Annotated in this window: 19 protein-coding genes; 13 read left to right on the top strand and 6 right to left on the bottom strand. The window is 64.0% G+C overall.

The features are described 5' to 3' along the window. Nucleotides 1-41: 41 nt before the first annotated feature. The 7 genes from MMF98_RS18595 (at nucleotide 42) to MMF98_RS18565 (ending at nucleotide 5,951) form a co-directional block, all read left to right on the top strand. Nucleotides 42-776 (top strand): helix-turn-helix domain-containing protein, encoded by a 735-nt coding sequence (locus MMF98_RS18595; RefSeq protein WP_243308379.1) that lies wholly within the window; start codon nucleotides 42-44, stop codon nucleotides 774-776. A 60-nt stretch (nucleotides 777-836) separates the two neighbouring features. Further along, nucleotides 837-1,691, top strand: a complete 855-nt coding sequence (locus MMF98_RS18590; protein WP_243308378.1) for a 3',5'-nucleoside bisphosphate phosphatase — start codon at nucleotides 837-839, stop codon at nucleotides 1,689-1,691. Next, nucleotides 1,688-2,590 carry a DMT family transporter gene (locus MMF98_RS18585; protein ID WP_243308377.1) on the top strand — a complete coding sequence of 301 codons (903 nt, stop codon included), beginning with the start codon at nucleotides 1,688-1,690 and terminating at the stop codon, nucleotides 2,588-2,590. The genes MMF98_RS18590 and MMF98_RS18585 overlap by 4 nt, the downstream gene beginning before the upstream one ends. Nucleotides 2,591-2,600: 10 nt before the next feature. Next, nucleotides 2,601-3,251 (top strand): L-threonylcarbamoyladenylate synthase, encoded by a 651-nt coding sequence (locus tag MMF98_RS18580; protein ID WP_243308376.1) that lies wholly within the window; start codon nucleotides 2,601-2,603, stop codon nucleotides 3,249-3,251. A 12-nt stretch (nucleotides 3,252-3,263) separates the two neighbouring features. Next, complete coding sequence (locus tag MMF98_RS18575; RefSeq protein WP_243308374.1) at nucleotides 3,264-3,932, top strand: site-2 protease family protein; 669 nt, start codon at nucleotides 3,264-3,266, stop codon at nucleotides 3,930-3,932. Nucleotides 3,933-3,945: 13 nt separating this feature from the next. Continuing rightward, a complete protein-coding gene (locus tag MMF98_RS18570; RefSeq protein ID WP_243308371.1) occupies nucleotides 3,946-5,262 on the top strand; it encodes a tryptophan--tRNA ligase in 1,317 nt (438 codons plus the stop codon). A 95-nt stretch (nucleotides 5,263-5,357) separates the two neighbouring features. Continuing rightward, nucleotides 5,358-5,951 carry a response regulator transcription factor gene (locus MMF98_RS18565; protein ID WP_243308369.1) on the top strand — a complete coding sequence of 198 codons (594 nt, stop codon included), beginning with the start codon at nucleotides 5,358-5,360 and terminating at the stop codon, nucleotides 5,949-5,951. Here MMF98_RS18565 and MMF98_RS18560 read toward each other — a convergent pair. The 3 genes from MMF98_RS18560 to MMF98_RS18550 all read right to left on the bottom strand — a co-directional run bounded on the left by MMF98_RS18560 (nucleotide 5,930) and on the right by MMF98_RS18550 (nucleotide 9,569). After that, nucleotides 5,930-7,351 carry a sensor histidine kinase gene (locus MMF98_RS18560; RefSeq protein WP_243308367.1) on the bottom strand — a complete coding sequence of 474 codons (1,422 nt, stop codon included), beginning with the start codon at nucleotides 7,349-7,351 and terminating at the stop codon, nucleotides 5,930-5,932. The two genes, MMF98_RS18565 and MMF98_RS18560, sit on opposite strands and share 22 nt — an antisense overlap. 293 nt (nucleotides 7,352-7,644) lie before the next feature. Further along, on the bottom strand, nucleotides 7,645-8,958 hold the full coding sequence (locus MMF98_RS18555; RefSeq protein ID WP_243308366.1) for a cation:proton antiporter: 1,314 nt from the start codon (nucleotides 8,956-8,958) through the stop codon (nucleotides 7,645-7,647). 386 nt (nucleotides 8,959-9,344) lie between these two features. Next, nucleotides 9,345-9,569, bottom strand: a complete 225-nt coding sequence (locus MMF98_RS18550; RefSeq protein WP_243308698.1) for a glycine zipper 2TM domain-containing protein — start codon at nucleotides 9,567-9,569, stop codon at nucleotides 9,345-9,347. 365 nt (nucleotides 9,570-9,934) lie between these two features. On the opposite strand from MMF98_RS18550, the gene MMF98_RS18545 reads away from it, so the two are divergent. After that, the gene (locus MMF98_RS18545) at nucleotides 9,935-10,402 is read left to right on the top strand and encodes a BON domain-containing protein (protein ID WP_243308365.1); all 468 of its coding nucleotides are present in this window, start codon (nucleotides 9,935-9,937) and stop codon (nucleotides 10,400-10,402) included. 118 nt (nucleotides 10,403-10,520) lie between these two features. Here the strand turns inward: MMF98_RS18545 and MMF98_RS18540 are convergent, their stop codons facing one another. The 3 genes from MMF98_RS18540 to MMF98_RS18530 all read right to left on the bottom strand — a co-directional run bounded on the left by MMF98_RS18540 (nucleotide 10,521) and on the right by MMF98_RS18530 (nucleotide 13,574). Next, nucleotides 10,521-11,222: a Crp/Fnr family transcriptional regulator gene (locus MMF98_RS18540; protein ID WP_243308364.1), complete on the bottom strand. Its 702-nt coding sequence runs from the start codon at nucleotides 11,220-11,222 to the stop codon at nucleotides 10,521-10,523. 150 nt (nucleotides 11,223-11,372) lie between these two features. Further along, a complete protein-coding gene (locus MMF98_RS18535) occupies nucleotides 11,373-12,107 on the bottom strand; it encodes a Crp/Fnr family transcriptional regulator (protein ID WP_243308361.1) in 735 nt (244 codons plus the stop codon). 510 nt (nucleotides 12,108-12,617) lie between these two features. Beyond that, the gene (locus tag MMF98_RS18530) at nucleotides 12,618-13,574 is read right to left on the bottom strand and encodes a LysR family transcriptional regulator (protein WP_341481316.1); all 957 of its coding nucleotides are present in this window, start codon (nucleotides 13,572-13,574) and stop codon (nucleotides 12,618-12,620) included. A gap of 358 nt (nucleotides 13,575-13,932) precedes the next feature. On the opposite strand from MMF98_RS18530, the gene MMF98_RS18525 reads away from it, so the two are divergent. Genes MMF98_RS18525 through MMF98_RS18505 form a run of 5 tightly spaced genes read left to right on the top strand, consistent with a single transcriptional unit; the run spans nucleotide 13,933 to nucleotide 18,363 of the window. After that, the gene (locus MMF98_RS18525) at nucleotides 13,933-15,021 is read left to right on the top strand and encodes a porin (protein WP_243308360.1); all 1,089 of its coding nucleotides are present in this window, start codon (nucleotides 13,933-13,935) and stop codon (nucleotides 15,019-15,021) included. A gap of 10 nt (nucleotides 15,022-15,031) precedes the next feature. Further along, nucleotides 15,032-16,006 carry a tripartite tricarboxylate transporter substrate-binding protein gene (locus tag MMF98_RS18520; RefSeq protein ID WP_243308359.1) on the top strand — a complete coding sequence of 325 codons (975 nt, stop codon included), beginning with the start codon at nucleotides 15,032-15,034 and terminating at the stop codon, nucleotides 16,004-16,006. A gap of 33 nt (nucleotides 16,007-16,039) precedes the next feature. Then, entirely contained in the window at nucleotides 16,040-17,017 is a 978-nt protein-coding gene (locus MMF98_RS18515; RefSeq protein WP_243308358.1) for a Bug family tripartite tricarboxylate transporter substrate binding protein, read from the top strand. Nucleotides 17,018-17,069: 52 nt separating this feature from the next. Next, the gene (locus tag MMF98_RS18510) at nucleotides 17,070-17,969 is read left to right on the top strand and encodes a pirin family protein (RefSeq protein ID WP_243308357.1); all 900 of its coding nucleotides are present in this window, start codon (nucleotides 17,070-17,072) and stop codon (nucleotides 17,967-17,969) included. Next, nucleotides 17,956-18,363 (top strand): nuclear transport factor 2 family protein, encoded by a 408-nt coding sequence (locus tag MMF98_RS18505; protein ID WP_243308355.1) that lies wholly within the window; start codon nucleotides 17,956-17,958, stop codon nucleotides 18,361-18,363. Before MMF98_RS18510 ends, MMF98_RS18505 begins: the two co-directional genes overlap by 14 nt. Nucleotide 18,364: the final 1 nt, after the last annotated feature.

The following is an 18,364-nucleotide window of genomic DNA, read 5'->3' as shown; positions in this document are numbered from 1 at the left end:
CGCAACCGTCTTGCCGCACAACATGACCCACCGGAGGAGCCGTGGCCGACACATCGCTGCTGATCGACGTTCTCAAGCAGGAACTCAAGGCCCAGGACAAGACCTATGCCGACGTGGCCGCGGCGCTCGAGATGAGCGAATCCAGCGTCAAGCGCATGTTCAGCAAGAAGGAGATGCCGCTCACGCGGGTGGACGACCTGTGCCGCCTGCTCAACACCGACTTCGCCGAGCTGTCGCGCCGCGTGACCCAGGCCACGCCGCTGATGAGCGAGCTGACCTACGAGCAGGAGCTCGCGGTCAGCAGGGACCCCAAGCTGCTGCTGGTGGCCATCTGCGTGCTCAGCTACTGGGCCTTCGAGCAGATGGTGCAGACCTACCGGATCACCGAGGCCGAATGCACGGCCCGGCTGGCCCAGCTCGACCGGCTGGGCGTGATCGAGCTCAGGCCGCTCAACCGCTACCGCCTCAAGGTCGCCAAGACCTTCCGCTGGCGCGGCGACGGGCCGATCCGGCAGTTCTTCCTCACGCACGTGGTCGGCGAATACTTCGGCGGCCGCTTCGACCGCGAGGGCGAAACGCTGCTGATGGTGCACGGCAACATCAACGAGGCCGTGGCCCCGGCCTTCGTGGAGCGCATCGCGCGCATCGGCCAGGACTTCGCGGCCCAGCACCTGGCCGACCAGAAGATCGACCCCAAGTACCGCGACGGCTTCACGATGATCGTGGGCCTGCGGCGCTGGGAGTTCTCGGCCTTCACCGACCTGCGCCGCGGCTGATGGCGCAGGGTCGGCCTGCCGCGCGCAGCAGGCCCGGACCATAAAGCCTAAAATCGGTGCGTGCCCTCCATTCTCAACGCCGACCTGCATTGCCACTCCGTCGTCTCCGACGGGACCCTGACGCCGGAAGAGCTCGCCGCGCGCGCCGCGGCCAACGGGGTAGAGCTGTGGGCACTGACCGACCACGACGAGATCGGCGGCCAGCACCGGGCGGCGGCCGCAGCCCGCGCCCACGGCATGAAATACCTCACCGGCACCGAGATATCGGTCACCTTCGCGGGTGAAACCGTGCACATCGTGGGCCTGGGCTTCGACCCCGATGATCCGCGCATGCGCCAGGGCCTGCAGGCCACGCGCGGCGGGCGCGGCCAGCGAGCGCAGGAGATGTCGGCCCAGCTGGCCAAGGTCGGCATTGCCGGCGCCTACAAAGGCGCGCTGCGCTTCGTGGGCAACCCCGAGCTGATCTCGCGCACCCACTTCGCACGCTTCCTGGTGGAAAGCGGCATCTGCAAGGACACCTCCGAGGTATTCCGCAAATACCTGACCGAGGGCAAGCCCGGCTACGTGCCGCACCGCTGGGCCAGCCTGCGCGATGCCGTGGCCTGGATCACGCAGGGCGGCGGCGTCGCCGTCATCGCCCACCCGGCGCGCTACCGCTTCACGGCCAACGAGGAATACGCGCTGTTCACCGAATTCAAGGCCCATGGCGGCCAGGCGGTGGAGGTGGTGACCGGCAGCCACACCCCGGCGGAGTACGTGAAGTACGCCGCCACGGCGCGCGAGTTTGGCCTGGCCGCCTCGCGCGGCAGCGATTTCCACAGCCCCGACGAAAGCCATGCCGACCTCGGCAGCCTGCCCTACCTGCCCGGCGAGCTCACGCCGGTCTGGGAACTCGTGGCGGACCGCATCCAGTGAGCCGGCACGCGTCGCAGCCGTCGGCCCTGGCGGGCATCGCGCTCGTGGTAGCGGCCGTGGCCTGCTTCGCCACGCTGGACACCACCACCAAGTACGTCAGCGCCGCCGTGCCGGTGCTCATGGCGCTGTGGTTCCGCTACTTTTTCCAGGCCGTGGCCACCACGGCCGTGGTGCTGCCGCTGCGCGGGCTGGCGGTGCTGCGCACGGCCCACCCGAAATACCAGTGCCTGCGCGGCCTGCTGCTGCTGCTGACCAGCCTGTTCTCGTTCTTCAGCCTCAAGTACATGCCGGTGGGCGAGTTCACCGCCATCGTGATGATCACGCCGCTGGCGATCACGCTGCTGGCCGCCACCACGCTCGGCGAGCGCGTGTCGCCGCTGCGCTGGCTGCTGGTGGCCGGCGGCTTCGCGGGCACCCTGATCATCATCCGCCCCGGCGGCAGCGACTTCAACTGGACGCTGCTGCTGCCGCTGGGCCTGGTGGCCAGCAACGCCTGGTTCCAGGTGCTGACCAGCAAGCTCGCCCAGACCGAGGACCCGGTCACCATGCACTTCTACACCGGCTGGGTCGGCACGCTGGTCATCTCGCTGGCCCTGCCGTTCGTGTGGACGCCGCTGGGCTCGCCACTGCTGTGGGCCGCGCTGATGCTGATGGGCCTGATGGCCACGGTGGGGCATTTCCTGCTGATCCTGGCCTATGCACGCGCGCCCGCCGCCACGCTGACGCCCTTTCTCTACGCCCAGATCGGATTTGCCATGCTCGGCGGCTGGCTGGTGTTCTCGCACATGCCCGACCAGTGGTCGCTGCTGGGCATCGCCCTGATCGCGGTGTGCGGCGCCGCGGGCGGCTGGCTGACCGTGCGCGAAAGCCGTATCGTGTTCGAACCTGCAGAAGCCTGAGGCAAGCACCATGGCCCAATACTTCGAGATCCACCCCGACAACCCGCAACACCGCCTGCTCAAGCAGGCCTGCACGCTGCTGGAGCGCGGCGGCATCGCGGCGGTGCCCACCGACTCCAGCTACGCGCTGGCCTGCCATCTCGACGACAAGGCCGCGGTCGACCACCTGCGCCGCATCCGCGGCGTGGACGACAAGCACCACCTCACGCTGCTGTGCCGCGACCTGAGCGAACTCGCCAGCTACGCCATGGTGGACAACAAGCAGTACCGCCTGCTCAAATCCGCCACGCCGGGGCCCTACACCTTCATCCTCGAAGCCACCAAGGAAGTGCCGCGCCGCGTGAGCCACCCGCAGCGCAAGACCATCGGCCTGCGCGTGCCCGACCACCGGGTGCTGCAAGCGCTACTGACGCTGCATGGCGCGCCGCTGCTGGCCACCACGCTGATCGCCCCGGGCGAGCGCGAGCCGCTGAACGACGCGCAGCACATCCGCGAGCGCTTCGAGCACCAAGTGGCCGCCGTCATCGATGCCGGCGCCTGCCCTTCCGAACCCACCACCGTGATCGACCTCACCCCCATGGGCGGGGGCGGCGAGCCGGTGCTGCTGCGCCAGGGGCGCGGCGATCTGGCACCCCTGGGCCTGCAGCCCGGCGCTGTCTGAGACAATCGGCGAGTGGACATCTCCAATCTCATCCAGACCGTTCTGATCTACGCCCTGCCGGTGCTGTTCGCCATCACCGTGCACGAGGCAGCCCATGGCTATGCCGCGCGCCACTTCGGCGACAGCACGGCCTGGATGCTGGGGCGCGTCACGCTCAACCCGATCAAGCACATCGACCCGGTCGGCACCATCCTGATGCCGTTGCTGCTGTATTTCGCCACCTCGGGCACCTTTCTGTTCGGCTATGCCAAGCCGGTGCCGGTGAATTTCGGCCAGCTGCGCAACCCCAAGCGCGACATGGTCTGGGTGGCCCTGGCCGGCCCGGCCTCCAACTTCGTTCAGGCCATCGTCTGGGCCGTGCTGCTGGTGCTGATGAGCGGGTTGGGCGTGCAGGAGCGCTTCTTCCTGGAAATGGCGCATGCCGGGGTGCTGGTCAATCTGGTGATGTGGGCTTTCAACCTGTTTCCCCTGCCGCCGCTGGACGGCGGCCGCATCCTGGTCGGCCTGCTGCCCTGGAAGCAGGCCCAGGTCGTGGCGCGCATCGAGCCCTGGGGCTTCTTCATCGTCATGGGCCTGGTGCTCGCCGGCATCGTGAGCACCTACTGGCTGCGCCCGCTGATGTCGCTCGGCTACGCCGTGCTCAACCTGATGCTCGGCCCGCTGGCCTCCCTGTTCCGCTGAACCCGCTATCGCCATGAGTTCCCCTGCCTCCCCTTCCCTGCGCGTCCTGACGGGCATCACCACCACCGGCACGCCGCACCTGGGCAACTACGTGGGCGCGATCCGTCCCGCCGTCGCCGCCAGCCGCAGCGCGAACGTCCAGAGCTTCTACTTCCTGGCCGACTACCACGCCCTCATCAAGTGCGACGAGCCCTCGCGCATCCAGCGCTCGACGCTGGAGATCGCCGCCACCTGGCTGGCCGCGGGCCTGGACCCTGAGCGGGTGCTCTTCTACCGCCAGTCCGACATCCCCGAGATCCCGGAGCTCACCTGGCTGCTCACCTGCGTCACGGGCAAGGGGCTGCTCAACCGCGCGCACGCCTACAAGGCTTCGGTCGACAAGAACCTGGCGGCCGGCCACGACCCCGACGCCGACGTGACGGCGGGCCTGTTCATGTACCCGGTGCTGATGGGCGCGGACATCCTGATGTTCAAGGCCCACAAGGTGCCGGTGGGGCGCGACCAGATCCAGCACATCGAGATGGCGCGCGACATGGCGCAGAGCTTCAACCACCTCTACGGCGAGCATTTCGTGCTGCCCGAGGCGGCGATCGAGGAATCCGTGGCCACCCTGCCCGGCCTGGATGGCCGCAAGATGAGCAAGAGCTACGACAACACCATCGCGCTGTTCGCCCCGCGCGAGCAGATGCGCAAGCAGATCGCCGGCATCGTGACCGATTCGCGTGCGCCGGGCGAGCCCAAGAGCACCGAAGGTTCGGCCCTGTTCCAGATCTACCAGGCGTTTGCCAGCACCGAGGAAACGGCGGCGCTGGCAAAGGCCTACGCCGAAGGCATTGCCTGGGGCGATGCCAAGCAACTGCTGTTCGAGCGCATCGACCGCGAGATCGCGCCGATGCGCGCGCACTACGAATCGCTGGTCAACGATCCGGCCAGGATCGAGAACACCCTGCGAGCCGGTGCGGCCAGGGCGCGCGAGCTGTCCAGCGCCTTCATCGCCGAGCTGCGCCAGGCCGTCGGCTTGCGCAACCTCGGCGCGCAGAGCGCGAAGCCGCAGGGAGCCAAGGCCGGCAAGACCGGCCTGCCCACCTTCAAGCAGTACCGCGAACAAGACGGCAAGTTCTATTTCAAGCTGCTCGATGCACAGGGCCTGCTGCTGCTGCAAAGCCAGGGCTTCGACTCGCCGCGGGACGCGGGACAGGCCATCGCCCAGCTTCAGAAAGACGGCGCCGCCGCCCTGGCAGCGCTGCAGGCCCGGCTGCAGCCGCTGGCCGGCGTGGCCCCCGAGGCCGTGGCGGCGGCGCTGCGGCAGCTGGCCCAGGCCGCGGCCTGAAGCCCGCACAGCGCGTGCCGGCTTCCGACAGGACTCCGGCATTCGCAGGTATCCTTCAACCCCAAACCCATTCGACGAAAGATCAGGTTTTTCCCATGAGTCTCTATGTCATCGACGATCACCCCCTGATGCGTGAAGCCGTGGTCATGCTGCTGCGCCGCCTGCGCGCCGGCGCCAACGTGGTGGAACTCGACCGGCTGGGCGGCGTGGATGCCGCCGTCAAGGCCCATGGCGCCCCCGAATTGTTCTGCCTGGATCTCAAGCTGCCCGACACCACCGGGGTTTCCGGCGTGCATCAACTCAAGAACCTCTATCCCGACACGCCGCTGGCGGTGCTGTCGGCCTCGCCGGCCGCCGATGCCGAAGAGCAATGCATCGAGGCCGGCGCCGACATCTATATCGAGAAATCATCGGGCGCGAGCGAGATCGGCGCCGCGCTGCGCGCGCTGCTGAACGCGGATGGCGGCTTCGAGGAACTGGCCCCCACCGACAACAAGCTGTCCAAGCGCCAGAAGCAGTTGATCGTGATGCTGGACCGCGGCCTGTCGAACCGCGAAATCGCCGACGAGCTGGGCATTAGCGAGCACACCGTAAAGGTGCACCTGTGGCGGCTGTTCCGCCGCCTGGGCGTCAAGAGCCGCACGCAGACCATCTACTACGCCCGCACTCACGGCCTGTTGACGAGCTGAGCCAGCGAGGCCACGGCCCGCGCGTCGGCCTGCGCCGCGTCCGTCCCCTCCAGCGCCAGCCGGAACACCGTGCCTCGCCCTGGGCGCGAACTCATGCGCAGGGGATGGCCCAGGATGTTGGAGAGGCGAGAGACGATGTACAAGCCCAGCCCGAAGCCGTCTTCGGTGCCCGCATGGCTGGGCGGTGCCTTGTAGAACTCCCGGAAAATCTCGCGCTGGTGTTCCGGCGCAATGCCCACGCCCGTGTCCCAGATCTCGATGCGCATGCCGCGCCGGGTCACCCGCGAGGCCACGAGAATGCCGCCGCGCGCCGTGTACTTCACCGCATTGGCGATCAGGTTGCCCAGAATGCGCTGCAGCAGGATCGGGTCGGATGTGGCCTGGCCCGGCACGACGTGCAGCCGCAGCCGCAGGCCCTTGGCCTCGGCCAGCGGCCGGTATTGCAGTTCCAGGTCGCGCAGCAGCTTGGCCACGTCGATCTGCTCGATGTTGATGCGAATCTTGCCCGAGTCCAGCCGCGCCAGGTCGAACAGCGAATCGAACAGCGCGTTCACGGCCTTGGTGGATTCGACGATCTTGGGCGCGATCTCGCGCACCAGCTCGGGCTCGCTGCTCAGCCAGTCGGCGTAGAGCCCCAGCGCATGGACCGGCTGGCGGATGTCATGCGCCGCGCTGGCCAGGAAGCGGTTCTTGATGCCCACCGCATCCAGCGCGGTCTGGGTCTGGCGGGTCAGCGACTCGATGAGCTGGTTGTTGTGGTACTGCAGTTCCAGGCTGCTGCGCTGCACGCGGTGAAAGCGCTTGCCGCCGACGCGGATCAGCCCCCAGAACACCAGCACCAGCACCAGCATGGCGTAGTCGCGCAGGTCGTTGTTGAACGGGTCCATGACGAGCAGGTCGTAGAGCAGCAGCGTCGTCACCGTCACGCCCAGCGCATTGGTGAAGTGGTAGAAGCAGCGCAGGCTGGCCGACAGCACGCTCACCGAGGCGGCCCCCATGCCGACCAGCACCATCATGCAGACGAACTCGTTCTCGGTCTGGCCGCGGCCGAAATACAGCAGCATCGAGCCGCCCCAGATCAACGCGCTGGCCGGCCACGCCCACAGGCAGCGCTGCCAGAACGCCAGCAGCCGCGGCCCGGTAGTGCCCGCATAGTGGCGCCGGTAGCGCGCGATCATGGCCAGCCGCAGCAGGCAGATGCCCGTGGCCGCCCCTGCCCAGGCCAGCAGGCCAGGCAGCCAGGCCTCGCGGTACAGCAGCACGACGATCACGGGGATGGTGGCCGCCATGGCCGCCAGCGCAGAGCCCGCGTTGTCCATGATGGCCGTGATCAGCCGGGATTCGACCCAGTCCTGCTGGGCGGCATCGGCAGGAAAAGAAGGAGCATCCGGCGGATTCATGCGCGCGAGTCTAGCAAGAAACCTTTCAGCAACGGCATATGACAAGCGGCCTGACGCTATTATTTTAATAGCATCGGACTTTGACGCATAGCGGAGAGTGGGCTGAAATGCCGCAGCTTTCTGGATGTGAAGCGTTGCCGGCAACGGCTCTGCTCAAACCGGGCATTGCCCCCATTTCGCCTGCATGAAAACGAGGCCATTGGCTCTGACCAGTCACAGCCTATCGCTCAAGGCGAAACTTTGGCCGATGGCTAGACGCGAAGACGGCTTCATGGGATGCAATTTCTTGCAGTTCACTTTTTCAACCGCCGCTTGCGCCAGACCAGGTACCAGTGCATCAGTGGTTGCGACGTCAATCCGTGCGCGACGATTGACGCCGCTACGGTCCACAACGTCAACGAGATCAGGGTATCGGCAATGCGGCCTGTGACGCCCTGACTCAGTGCAAGCAAAACGTAGAAGACCGAGCCGACGCCGCGAATGCCGAACCAGCCGATCATGGCGCGCTGCGGTGTGGTCAGACGCTCGCCTGCGATCGCCACAACGACTGACAGAGGCCTGAGCACCAGAAGCATCAGTGGAACAAACCACCAAACGGCCGGCAGAGGTTTGGCATAGGCCAGCAACGCACCCACCATCAGTACCATCGCCAGCTCGGCAAGTTTCTCCAATTGTTCATTGAAGCCCTGGACGGAGTCCCGCATGGTGGCACTCGCATGGTGTGAGTGTGTGGCGAGCGTTTCGTATGAATGGCCTTCCGCGCCGACAGCAGCGGCCAACGGCCTCGTGTGCGGCTTCGGCTGCTCCCGAACCCGCTGCAACGCCAGGCCGGCTGCAAAGACGGCTAGAAATCCGGAAGCCAAACTGAGCTGGGCAACCCCATAAGCCATGCCGACGAGCCCAAGCCCCAGGAACACGTCCAGCCCGACCGCTTCGCCATGACGGCTGCGCAAGTAAACGACGAGACGCCCGGTCGCCGCCCCCAGCACTCCGCCAATCGCGACACCACCGACGGTCGCCCATATGAGATCGATGCCCCACCAACGTACCAAACCGGGACCCTGCTCACGCAAGCCGAGCAGCCCGAACCCCAGCATCACAAACGGAAACGCCGCGCCGTCGTTGAGACCGCCTTCGCCTGCGAGGCTGAAGCCAATCTGGTCGGGATGCGCGCCGCCATCCAGTTGCACTCCGGAGGCCAGAACGGGATCGGTAGGCGCAAGAATGGCACCCAGCAACACTGCAGCACCCAGCGGCAGGTGAAGCATCCAGACACCGATGGCAGCGATCATCGCCACCATGGCAGCCATCGAGACAAACGCCAGGCGCAGCGGCAGCAGCCAGCGGCGATCGCTCAGCGGAACGCCCAGCCGGAGCCCCACGGCGAACAGCGAAATCAGTAGCGCGACTTCGGCGAGCTTTTGCAATGCATCAAAATTCAGAAAAGGCTCGGGACGCAATACATTCATGGCGCCGGGGCCCAACAGCCACCCCAGCACCAGGTAGATCATCGCACTGCTCAAAGGCAGCCGGCCCAGCAGCGTGCTCGCCAGCACCATCATGATCAGCAGCACACCAACGAACAAGGACCATTCAGCGACAGACATCGACAGCGATCTCCAACTCAGGGATGAATCGTGACCGTTCTGCGTTGCGGCAAATCTGAAGCAAAACGGGTTTCACTCGAAACCTTCCAGCCAAGCAGAGAGCCGTGGCGGCAGGTTGTATCGGTTGTGTTCGCCCACTGCAAGCGTTGCTGCGATCGCGTAGATCAGCAGCATGATGATGCGACGGCAAGGTTCAGCTGCCGAACGATCAATTGCGCATGCCTATTCCCCGTGATCAATGCATATGGCGGATCACCACCATTCCGACGGAACCGATGGCGGCAAGGGAGGATATGCTGAAGAGAACATTGAGTTGGCTATCTGTTCTGAAAGTTTGAAACTCCGGCCCGACATGGCCGGCATCTCGTCCATCCTGCACTGCTGCGTTATCTTCTGTCTCTACCGACTTCGTTGCCGATGAGGCCGCCGACCGCTGCGCCACCGACTGTTCCGAGAGTGCTGCCGCCCGTGAGGACGGCACCTCCGACAGCACCTGCGCCAGCGCCGATTGCGGTGTTCCTGTCTCGAGTGGACATTCCAGCACAGCCGCCCAAGCTGAGCAGCCCTGCCGCGACCAGCGTACTGGCCACTAGTTTATTGATCGTCTTCATTGGATACCTCTGTGTTGAAAATGGATTGAATATCTGCTTGCCGATCTCATCCGTATACCGGCAATCTCGCGGCACCGGGAAATCATTTGCGCCATCTCCCGGTTCGCCGTTACTTGAGTCGCATGTTGCACTTGGCGAAATCGATGGCCTTTGCAATCGTGATCGCTGGCCCCATGCGCCCGTCCATATCTGCGAGTCTGCATGCCCGAAGATCGGCTGTCTGTACGCCAGCACACAGGGCCCAAATGGGTCTGGAAAAGAGGCGTCGGCGATAAGTACGGTTCCGAACAGACAGCAGGCGGAAAAAATCGGACAGTGCTCTGCAAAGGCAATCAACCGATGGCCACCGCATGTAGAGACTTCCGATGCTTGTTCGAATCCCATTCCATTTCCTCGTCACTTCATCCGCAGTGCTTATTTTTTTCCTGACCCAGAGCTGCAGCAAGTTCGAAGAGTCGGCGGCTTTGGCGCCGCCGATCACGACAGCACGAGCCGTTGTAGATGACAGCGTCTTGACTGCCAGCGTCATGGCGGCTTTACTCTCGGCCCCCGACGTGCGCAGCCTGAACATTGGTGTGGAAACCCACCAAGGGAAAGTCCTGCTCAGCGGCAGGGCAGACGATCAGATTCAAATTGACTTGGCCGTTTTTGTGGCAAGCAATGTTCAAGGTGTCGTGAAAGTGGACAGCAGCATGAGCATCCAGAGTGTCTCGGCCGACAAGGCCGATCGCCAGAACAACATCGTTGTGACCAGCAAGAACTTTGATGGCGCAGTGAACCGCGATGAAGGAGACGCCCAGCGCGTTCGACAAAGGCAGAAGCTCCAACAATGACCCACTGCACCCGTCGGGGAACAAGACGGGCCAGCGACGTCAAAGGGAGCCCGCAACGAAGCCTCCCGGATACCCGCTGCACGGCTGACTCACTCGGCAACGGCCAAGCTGCCGCCGGTCAACGCTTTCGTCCCGTCAGCTCAGCATAGAGCCTCTTGTTGGCGTCATAGCAGCTGCAGGCATGGGCTTCCAATGCCGGGCGGTTCAGGACCTTCAGCTCGCCACGGTGATACTCGATCAGGCCATTCTGCTGGAAGATGCCAGCGGCCATCGATACGCCGACGCGGCGCACACCAAGCATCAGCGCCATGAACTCCTGGGTGACATGGAAGCTGCCTGCTTGCGCGCGATCCTGGCTCATCAGCAGCCAGCGCGCCAAGCGAGGGCCGATCATGTGAAAACGCTCGCAGGCCAAGGCCAGCGTCTGCTGATACAGCCGTACCAGCAGACTGGTTTTCAGCACCTGCTGAAGCTCGGGGCTGAAAGCACTTTCCTTGCGCAATGCCTCGGCGCCGATGCGCCAGCTGCTGCCCGCCCCCAGCACCAGCGCGCGCCAGGGGGTTTTCGCCAGCCCAAGAATCAACTCGGATCCGAGCATTGCTTCGCGCCCCACCATGCCGACTTCCAGCGCCGGGTGACTGTCCACATCAATCACCAGCGAGACGAACCCTTCCAAGGGAAAGTAGGCATGGCTCAAGGGTTTGCCGCGCTCGCTGAGTTCGGAGAACAACGTCAACTCGAACGGCTCGCACTGATTCAGCAGATGCCGACGCGCGGCTTTCGGTAACTGATGTATCAAATGATTCTCGGGCCGGGCCATGGGCAATTTCTCACTGGCTATACGCGTCACCCGACAGGAATGGCGCCATGAAGCCCATCTCAGGCGCGAGCGCCTGGATGAGTTGTTCCCAGTGTGAGCCGCGCAAGGCATGTCGACTGTCTGCCAACGCACATACAGCCTTCCGTCGTGTCAAGAGGCCTTTGATGGAGGCAGCAAGCGGTCGTACTCCTTCTTCACAACCCCGTAGCATTCGCAGGTCCGCTTCTCCAGGCGAGGGCGGTCCAACACGCTGATGTGTCCACGTGCATAGCTGATCAAGCCAGCTTTCTGCAGCTTGAGCGCCGCTTCGGTCACGCCTTCCCGCCGCACGCCCAACATGTTGGCAATGAGTTCCTGCGTCATCAGCAGCTGGTTGCCCTGCAGCCGGTCCAGACTCAGCAGCAACCAGCGGCAGAGCTGCTGGTCCAGCGAGTGGTGCCGATTGCAGACGGCCGTCTGAGCCATTTGCGTGATCAGCGCCTGGGTGTATCGCAACATCAGGTGCATCACCGGCCCCGAGCGGTCGAATTCGCTCTTGATGGCGTCTGCGCGCAATCTGAACCCCATGCCCGCACTTTGCACCACCGCCCGGCTGGGAGTGGTACCACCTCCCATGAAAATAGAAATACCCACCACCCCTTCGAATCCGACAACGGCAATTTCAGCGGAGGCGCCATCTTCCAGAACGTAGAGCAGCGACACGATCGCATCGACGGGGAAGTAGACATAAGGCATTTTGGCGCCCGATTCGTACAGCACTTGCCCAAGAGAAAGGTCCACCAGTTCCAATTGGGGCTGCCAGCGCAGCCATTCCGCGTCAGGCAGCGCAGCCAGCAACTGGTTTTGCCTTGATTTCTCGGGCGTGTTCGTGGGAAATGCATCCATCGCTCAAGCCTTTCGTTGCAGGCTGGCCGCAAGGCACTCGGCATGAGCAAGCCCAGGTAAGGACGCCTGCGCTGCGCCATCTGTTCGATAGCGTACACAGGACACAGTAGCAGATGCCGGCTGACCACGGCAACTTTGTGGAGACCTGATCAAGGCCTCGGCGGCTGGGAAATGCCGGTGGTCCATCAGGCAAGCAGGGATCGAACCCATGGTGGACACCTGCCCAAGGTGGTCATAACCCGGCGGATGGGCTTGTGGCGCGCGCCCATCGCCACATGGGCCTTCGTGCCGAAGTATCACTGAGGGCCCTTCTGAGGCTGCTTCATCTCGGGGCCCCGCTGACCGCTGATGTTCTTGGTCGAGCCGGGCGCAACGGCCGGAGGCCGTCCAGGAGAGGGCCGGCGACGCTGCTGGTGCAGAATGCCGCTGCGACGCGCCCCATTCGGGTGGCCGGCATCAGCGCAAGCCGGCAATTCCTTCCGTTGTTGGCCGGCGTGCGTTTTACGCCGCTCACACGCCTGAAACAGATGGCGCCGGTGCTTCCGCATACAGGCGCATCAGCAGCGCGCGCATCCACTCGTGCGCCGGATCGTGCTGGAAACGTTTGCTCCAGTGCAGCGACACGACAATGTCCGGAAACTCCGGATCGACCGTCTCATAGGTGCCAAAAGGAAAGAAAAATCTGTGCGCAATCCGCCGCGGCACCACGACGCCCAGATCCGTTCCCTGCACGATGTCCGGCAAGGCCAGAAAGTGTGAGGCGGTGAGCTTGACGCGCTGCTCCATGCCCGGAAGCAGCATGCCAAACATGGTTTCCGAGTGGGGACGGACCACTGCCACGAAATCAATTTCGGAGAGTTTTGTGGCCGCTTCTTCCTTTGCCAAGACTCGCGTTGCAAATGGGTGTCCCTGCCGCAGCAGCACGGTGTACCGATCCCGCATCAGCTCCACGCTTTGAGTTCCCGCCACCATCGGCAGAAAGCCGATGGCGAAATCGATGCGGCCGTTGTCCAGGTCAGCAGCGATTTCGTCGTGCGGAACAGCGGAGCTGTGTATTCCCATGCCGGGCGCGATTTGCGCCAGCTCGGTGACCAGACGCGGAAGAAACAGCGCCTCACCCGTGTCGGTGAGGTGGAGCCGGAACGTCCTTCGCGCATACCGTGCATCGAACTCCTCGGCCTCCAGGAGTGCGTTCTCCAGCGTGGAGATGGCCAGCCGGACGGCGGTGGCCAGCCGCTGCGCTTTCGGTGTCGGCTCCACCCCGCCTTGTACCCGCACGAACAGCGCGTCCTTGAGAACCAGCCGCAGACGGGCAATGGCCTGACTGGCCGCCGGCTGGGACAGGCCCAGGTCCTCGGACGCGCGGCTGACGCTGCGCGTACGGTAGACGGCGTCGAAAACACGCAGCAAGTTCAGGTCGAGCCTGCCAATATGCATTCTGTGGATATCGCTTAGATGGTTCTTCACGTTGCCCCGGTGTCTGTGTCTGACTATCGTAACGGCTTGATTCTCCTGGTGTGCGCTGGTTGGCCGCCAGGTGCCTCACCGAACACGGCAGAGCCTGCAAATGGCTGCATGACATGCCGCGCACGAATATATATGACACGGATATGGGGACATGAAGATGGTTTCTTTTGCCAATGAAGACGGGATTCCCGCCGCCAGAGGCCACGAGGAATGTCACAGAAAACGACTTGCCGGCAGCGCCCGGGACACCGGAAGAACTTGAAAAGCGCGTCCGGCTGGAGAGGCAACGCCTCGAGTCAAGCATAAGAAGCACAGGGATCAGGGCCGAGCAGGCCTTCACTCACAACAAGGAGACAAGATGAAGAAATATGTACCGGTCCTCCTGGCCGGATTCACCGCCAACCTGGCCATCGCACAGTCGAGCGTGACGCTGTTCGGCGTGGTCGATGCCGCCATCAACCGCTACTCGGTCGATGGAGGAACCACGGTGACGCGGCTTGGAAGTGGCGGCCTGGCCGCCAGCCGCATCGGCTTTCGAGGCCTTGAAGATCTGGGCGGGGGACTGGCTGCGGGCTTCTGGCTTGAATCCGAGTTTGCGGCGGACAGCGGCACGGGAGGCACCACCAACACCAACAACCAGGCCACCGGCACGACGCCCGCTAATCAAGGCCTGACATTCAACAGGCGCTCGACGGTCAGCCTCCTCGGACCCTGGGGTGAACTGCGGCTTGGCCGCGACTATGTTCCCACGTTCTGGAATTTCGCGGTGTTCGATCCGTTCGCGATGCAAGGTGCGGCGTCCGCCAGCAACCTGCTGTTTGCAGGCACGAGCGGGCCGAGCGTCAATGTCGTTCGCAACTCGAATTCGATCCAATACCTGTACAACGCCCCGCATCCCGCCGGCGCGCAGGGTCTGTACGGCCAGCTCCAGTACGCACTCGGCGAAAACCCCTCGGGAACAGCCACCGCGTCCGATGGAAAGTACTACGGCTTCCGGGCTGGGTATGCCACCGGCCCGTTCAATGGCGCCATTGCGTATTCAAAGACGAACAACCTGGCCAACAAGGACTTCACCCTGACCAATGGCGGCATGTCCTGGAACTTCGGTTTCGCCACCCTCATGGCCTCCTACACCGTCGCCCAGACCGGGCTGCCGAATAGCCGCAACAGCAGCTATCTCCTTGGCGCAACCATTCCGCTGGGTGTGGGCTACATCCCAGTGTCGCTGATCAAAACGAAACGGAACAATGCCGCACAAGCGAATGCCGAACAGCTCGCGATTGGCTACGTTCACAACCTGTCGAAGCGCACGGCGGTGTACACCACCTATGCGCGGGTGAACAACCACAACGGCGCCGCTTTCTCCGTGGGAGGAAGTGCGCCGATCGCCGGTGTCGCGAATGCCAAGGCGACCGGCATCGATCTCGGCATTCGCCACAGCTTTTGAAGGAGCCAGCATGATCACACGCAGACACATGGCCGGGGGATTGGCGGGCCTTCTCACAGGCATCCAGGGCACGGCTGCACGGGCACAACGGGCAGCGGTGCGTGTCTGCGTCGGCTTTCCGCCAGGAAGCGCGGCCGACGTGGTGGCGCGTCTCGTCGCCACCAAACTGAGCCAGTCCGGCGTCCCCCATGTGGTGGACAACCGCGCCGGCGCCGGCGGCCGGCTTGCGGTCGACAACGTGCGGCAGTCTCCGGCCGACGGCAGCGTCATGCTGGTCACCCCCGACGCCATGATGACGATCTATCCACACGTCTATCGCAAGCTGACCTACCGGCCGTTGATCGACCTGCAGCCCGTGACGGCGCTTTCGATGGTGCCGCTGGGCTTCGCGGTAGGCCCTTCGGTGCCTGCCGAGGTTCGAACGCTGAGCGACTTTGTACGATGGGCGAAAGCGAATCCGACCAGGGCAACCTACGGCACGTCCGGCGCCGGAAGCACATTGCACTTCACAGGCTGGCTGCTGTCGCAGGCTGCGGGCTTTGAACTGACGCACGTTCCCTATCGCGGCTCGATCCTCGCACTGCAGGACATGGTTGCCGGGCAGATTGCGGCCAGCGTGAACGTGCTGGGCGAGCAGTTGCCGTTTGCCCAGGCCGGCAAGGCACGGATTCTCGCGGTATCGAGTCCCGCCCGCTCCCGGTTTGCCCCTGACGTGCCCACATTCCGCGAGGCCGGGTTTCCGATGCTGGAGTCCATGACCTGGTTTGGCCTGTTCCTCCCGGCCAAGACACCGGAATCCATCGTTGCGGCAACGAACACGGCCATCGCTGAAGCGTTCAAAGCGCCCGACACGCGCGAGACGCTTGCCAAGATGGCGATGGAATCGTTCACCTTGCCCTCAGACCGCTTTGCCACGCTCATCAAGACGGATCTGGAGCGCTGGGCTCCGGTCGTCCAGCAAACCGGCTACACCTCGGACGACTAGGGCACCGCCCATCTGGAAACACTTATGAAAACGATGAAAAGACGTACTTTCGCCGCGAGCCTGGCCGCGGCCCTCGCACAGACCATGATCCGGCCGGCCATGGCCCAGGAAAGCTATCCCACCAAACCCATCCGATGGATCGTGGGCTTTCCTGCGGGAGGCGCCACCGATGCCGTGGTGCGCGGGCTGGCCGAAGGCATGCAGCCCGGCCTCGGGCAACCGCTGGTGGTGGACAACCGGCCGGGCGCTTCCGGGAACATCGCTGTCAGCGCGCTCATGCAATCCAAGCCGGACGGCTACACGATCATGAATGCCGAGAATTCCACGCTGCTGTTCAACCCGCACTTGTACGCCAAGCTTCCGTACGACAAGGACAAGGACTTCACGTACATCGGGGCCATCGGGCAGGTTCCGGTCACCCTGGTCGTCAATCCGGCTTTTCCCGCCAAAACCCTGGCGGAGTTTCTCGCGTATGCAAAGAAGTACCCCGGCAAGGTGAACTTCGCGTCCGCAGGCAGTGGATCGCTGCACCGCATCGCGATGGAGCTGCTGCAGCGCAGCGCGGGCATCCAGCTGACGCATGTGTCCTACAAGGGCGGCTCGCCTGCCATCCAGGATGTGATTGGCGGCCAGGTCGAATGCATGATGATGGACCTCACCATCGGGTTGCAGAACATCCGCGCAGGACAAGTGCGCCCGCTGGCCGTCACCGCGACCCAGCGCATCGCCACCATTCCCGATGTTCCCACGTTCACCGAATTGGGCCTGAAGAACATGCTTGCCTTCACGCTGCACGGCCTGCTCGGCCCGGCCGGCATGCCGCCTGCGATCGTCGACCGGTTGAACACCGGGTTGCGGCGGGCGATGCTCGATGCGAACGTGCAAAAACGCTTCGCCGAGTCCGGCCTGCAGCCAACACCGGGAACACCCGAGGAATTCAAGAGACTGGTGGCCGCCGAAAGCGACCGGTGGGGCGCCGTCATCAAGGCCGCGGGCATACGCGCCGATTGAGTCCTTCGGATTTTTTCAGCACTCCAACGACACAGCCATCACACGAATAGATATGAAAACAAAACGCTTCTCCCCTTCGGACTGGCACAAGGACCATCCCAGCGGCAACCTCGTCTTTCAGTATTGCCTGGAAGGCGATCCATCCTCACGCGACAACTTCATGCTGGTGCTGGGCAGACAGGACGGCGACTTTCACATGCCGCGCCACCGGCACAACTTCGACCAGATCCGGCTGCCGCTGCGCGGCGACATGAATATCGGCGACGGATTGAAGCAGAAAGAAGGCCAGGTCGGCTATTTCGCCGAGGGCATGCCCTACGGACCGCAGGACGATCCACTGGGCAAGACGCCTCCGGGGGAACGGCTGCAGCTGGTCCTGCAGTTTGGAGGCGCCTCAGGCTGCGGCTTCATGAGCATGGGCCAGCGGCTGGCAGCCCGCGCGGAACTGGCGAAGACCGGGGAATTCGTCGGGCCGAACTACCGCCATCCGGACGGCAGAATGGAATGGGGCCTCAACGTCATCTGGGAACATGTTTTTGGCGAGCGCCTGAAGTACCCGATGCCGCGCTACCCCAAAGTCGTCATTGCCGACCCGCAGCGGTTCAACTGGCTTCCCACGCCGGAAACCCCCAAAACCCGCAAGAAGTTTCTCGGCGCGTTTTCCGAGCGTGGCGTCTGGGTGGAGATGGTGCGCATCGAAGCTGGAGGCGATTGGACTTCGGTGCACGACAGCGCGCGGCGGCTGCTGTTCGTGACCCAGGGAAGCGGTGAGGCAGGCCGCGAGCCCATCGGCGAGTACGACGCCGTGCAGATCGAACCGGGCGAGCAAGCCACGATCAGGGCCCACTCGGAACTGGTCATCTTCCTGATGGGCTTGCCGCCAATCGTTGTCCCTGAAGACAGCACCGAAGAATTCGAAACCGTGGATGGAACCGACGATGGCACTGTTTGATATCCCCAGCATCGAGCGCATGCTCAGCGACTTCGCATGGCATGCCGACAGAGCCGATGGCGACGCACTCTCGCAGCTGTTTACTTCAGACGGAACGCTGCGCGTTGGCGGACAAGACCTGATCGGGCGGCAGAAGATAGCGGACGACTGCTACCGGCGCGCGCTCAATCCCGAGCGCAAAGTCAGGCACATCTGGTCGAACCTGCGCGTGGACCGGATCGAAGGCAACTTGGTGCATACCACGGCGATCCAGATGACCTTCGAGCAATTGGGGGCGGATGCAGACGCACATGTCCGGATCAATGACCTGTTCGATACCTTCGTCCAGGACACGGACGGTGTGTGGCGCTTCGCGAGCCGCATCATCCAGCGCGAAATGGCGCTCACCGTCTGAA

This window comes from Variovorax terrae, from assembly GCF_022809125.1.
Taxonomy (GTDB): domain Bacteria; phylum Pseudomonadota; class Gammaproteobacteria; order Burkholderiales; family Burkholderiaceae_C; genus Variovorax_A; species Variovorax_A terrae.
The sequence above is the reverse complement of the archived record's forward strand: the minus strand, read 5'-3'. Positions and strand labels throughout refer to the sequence as shown.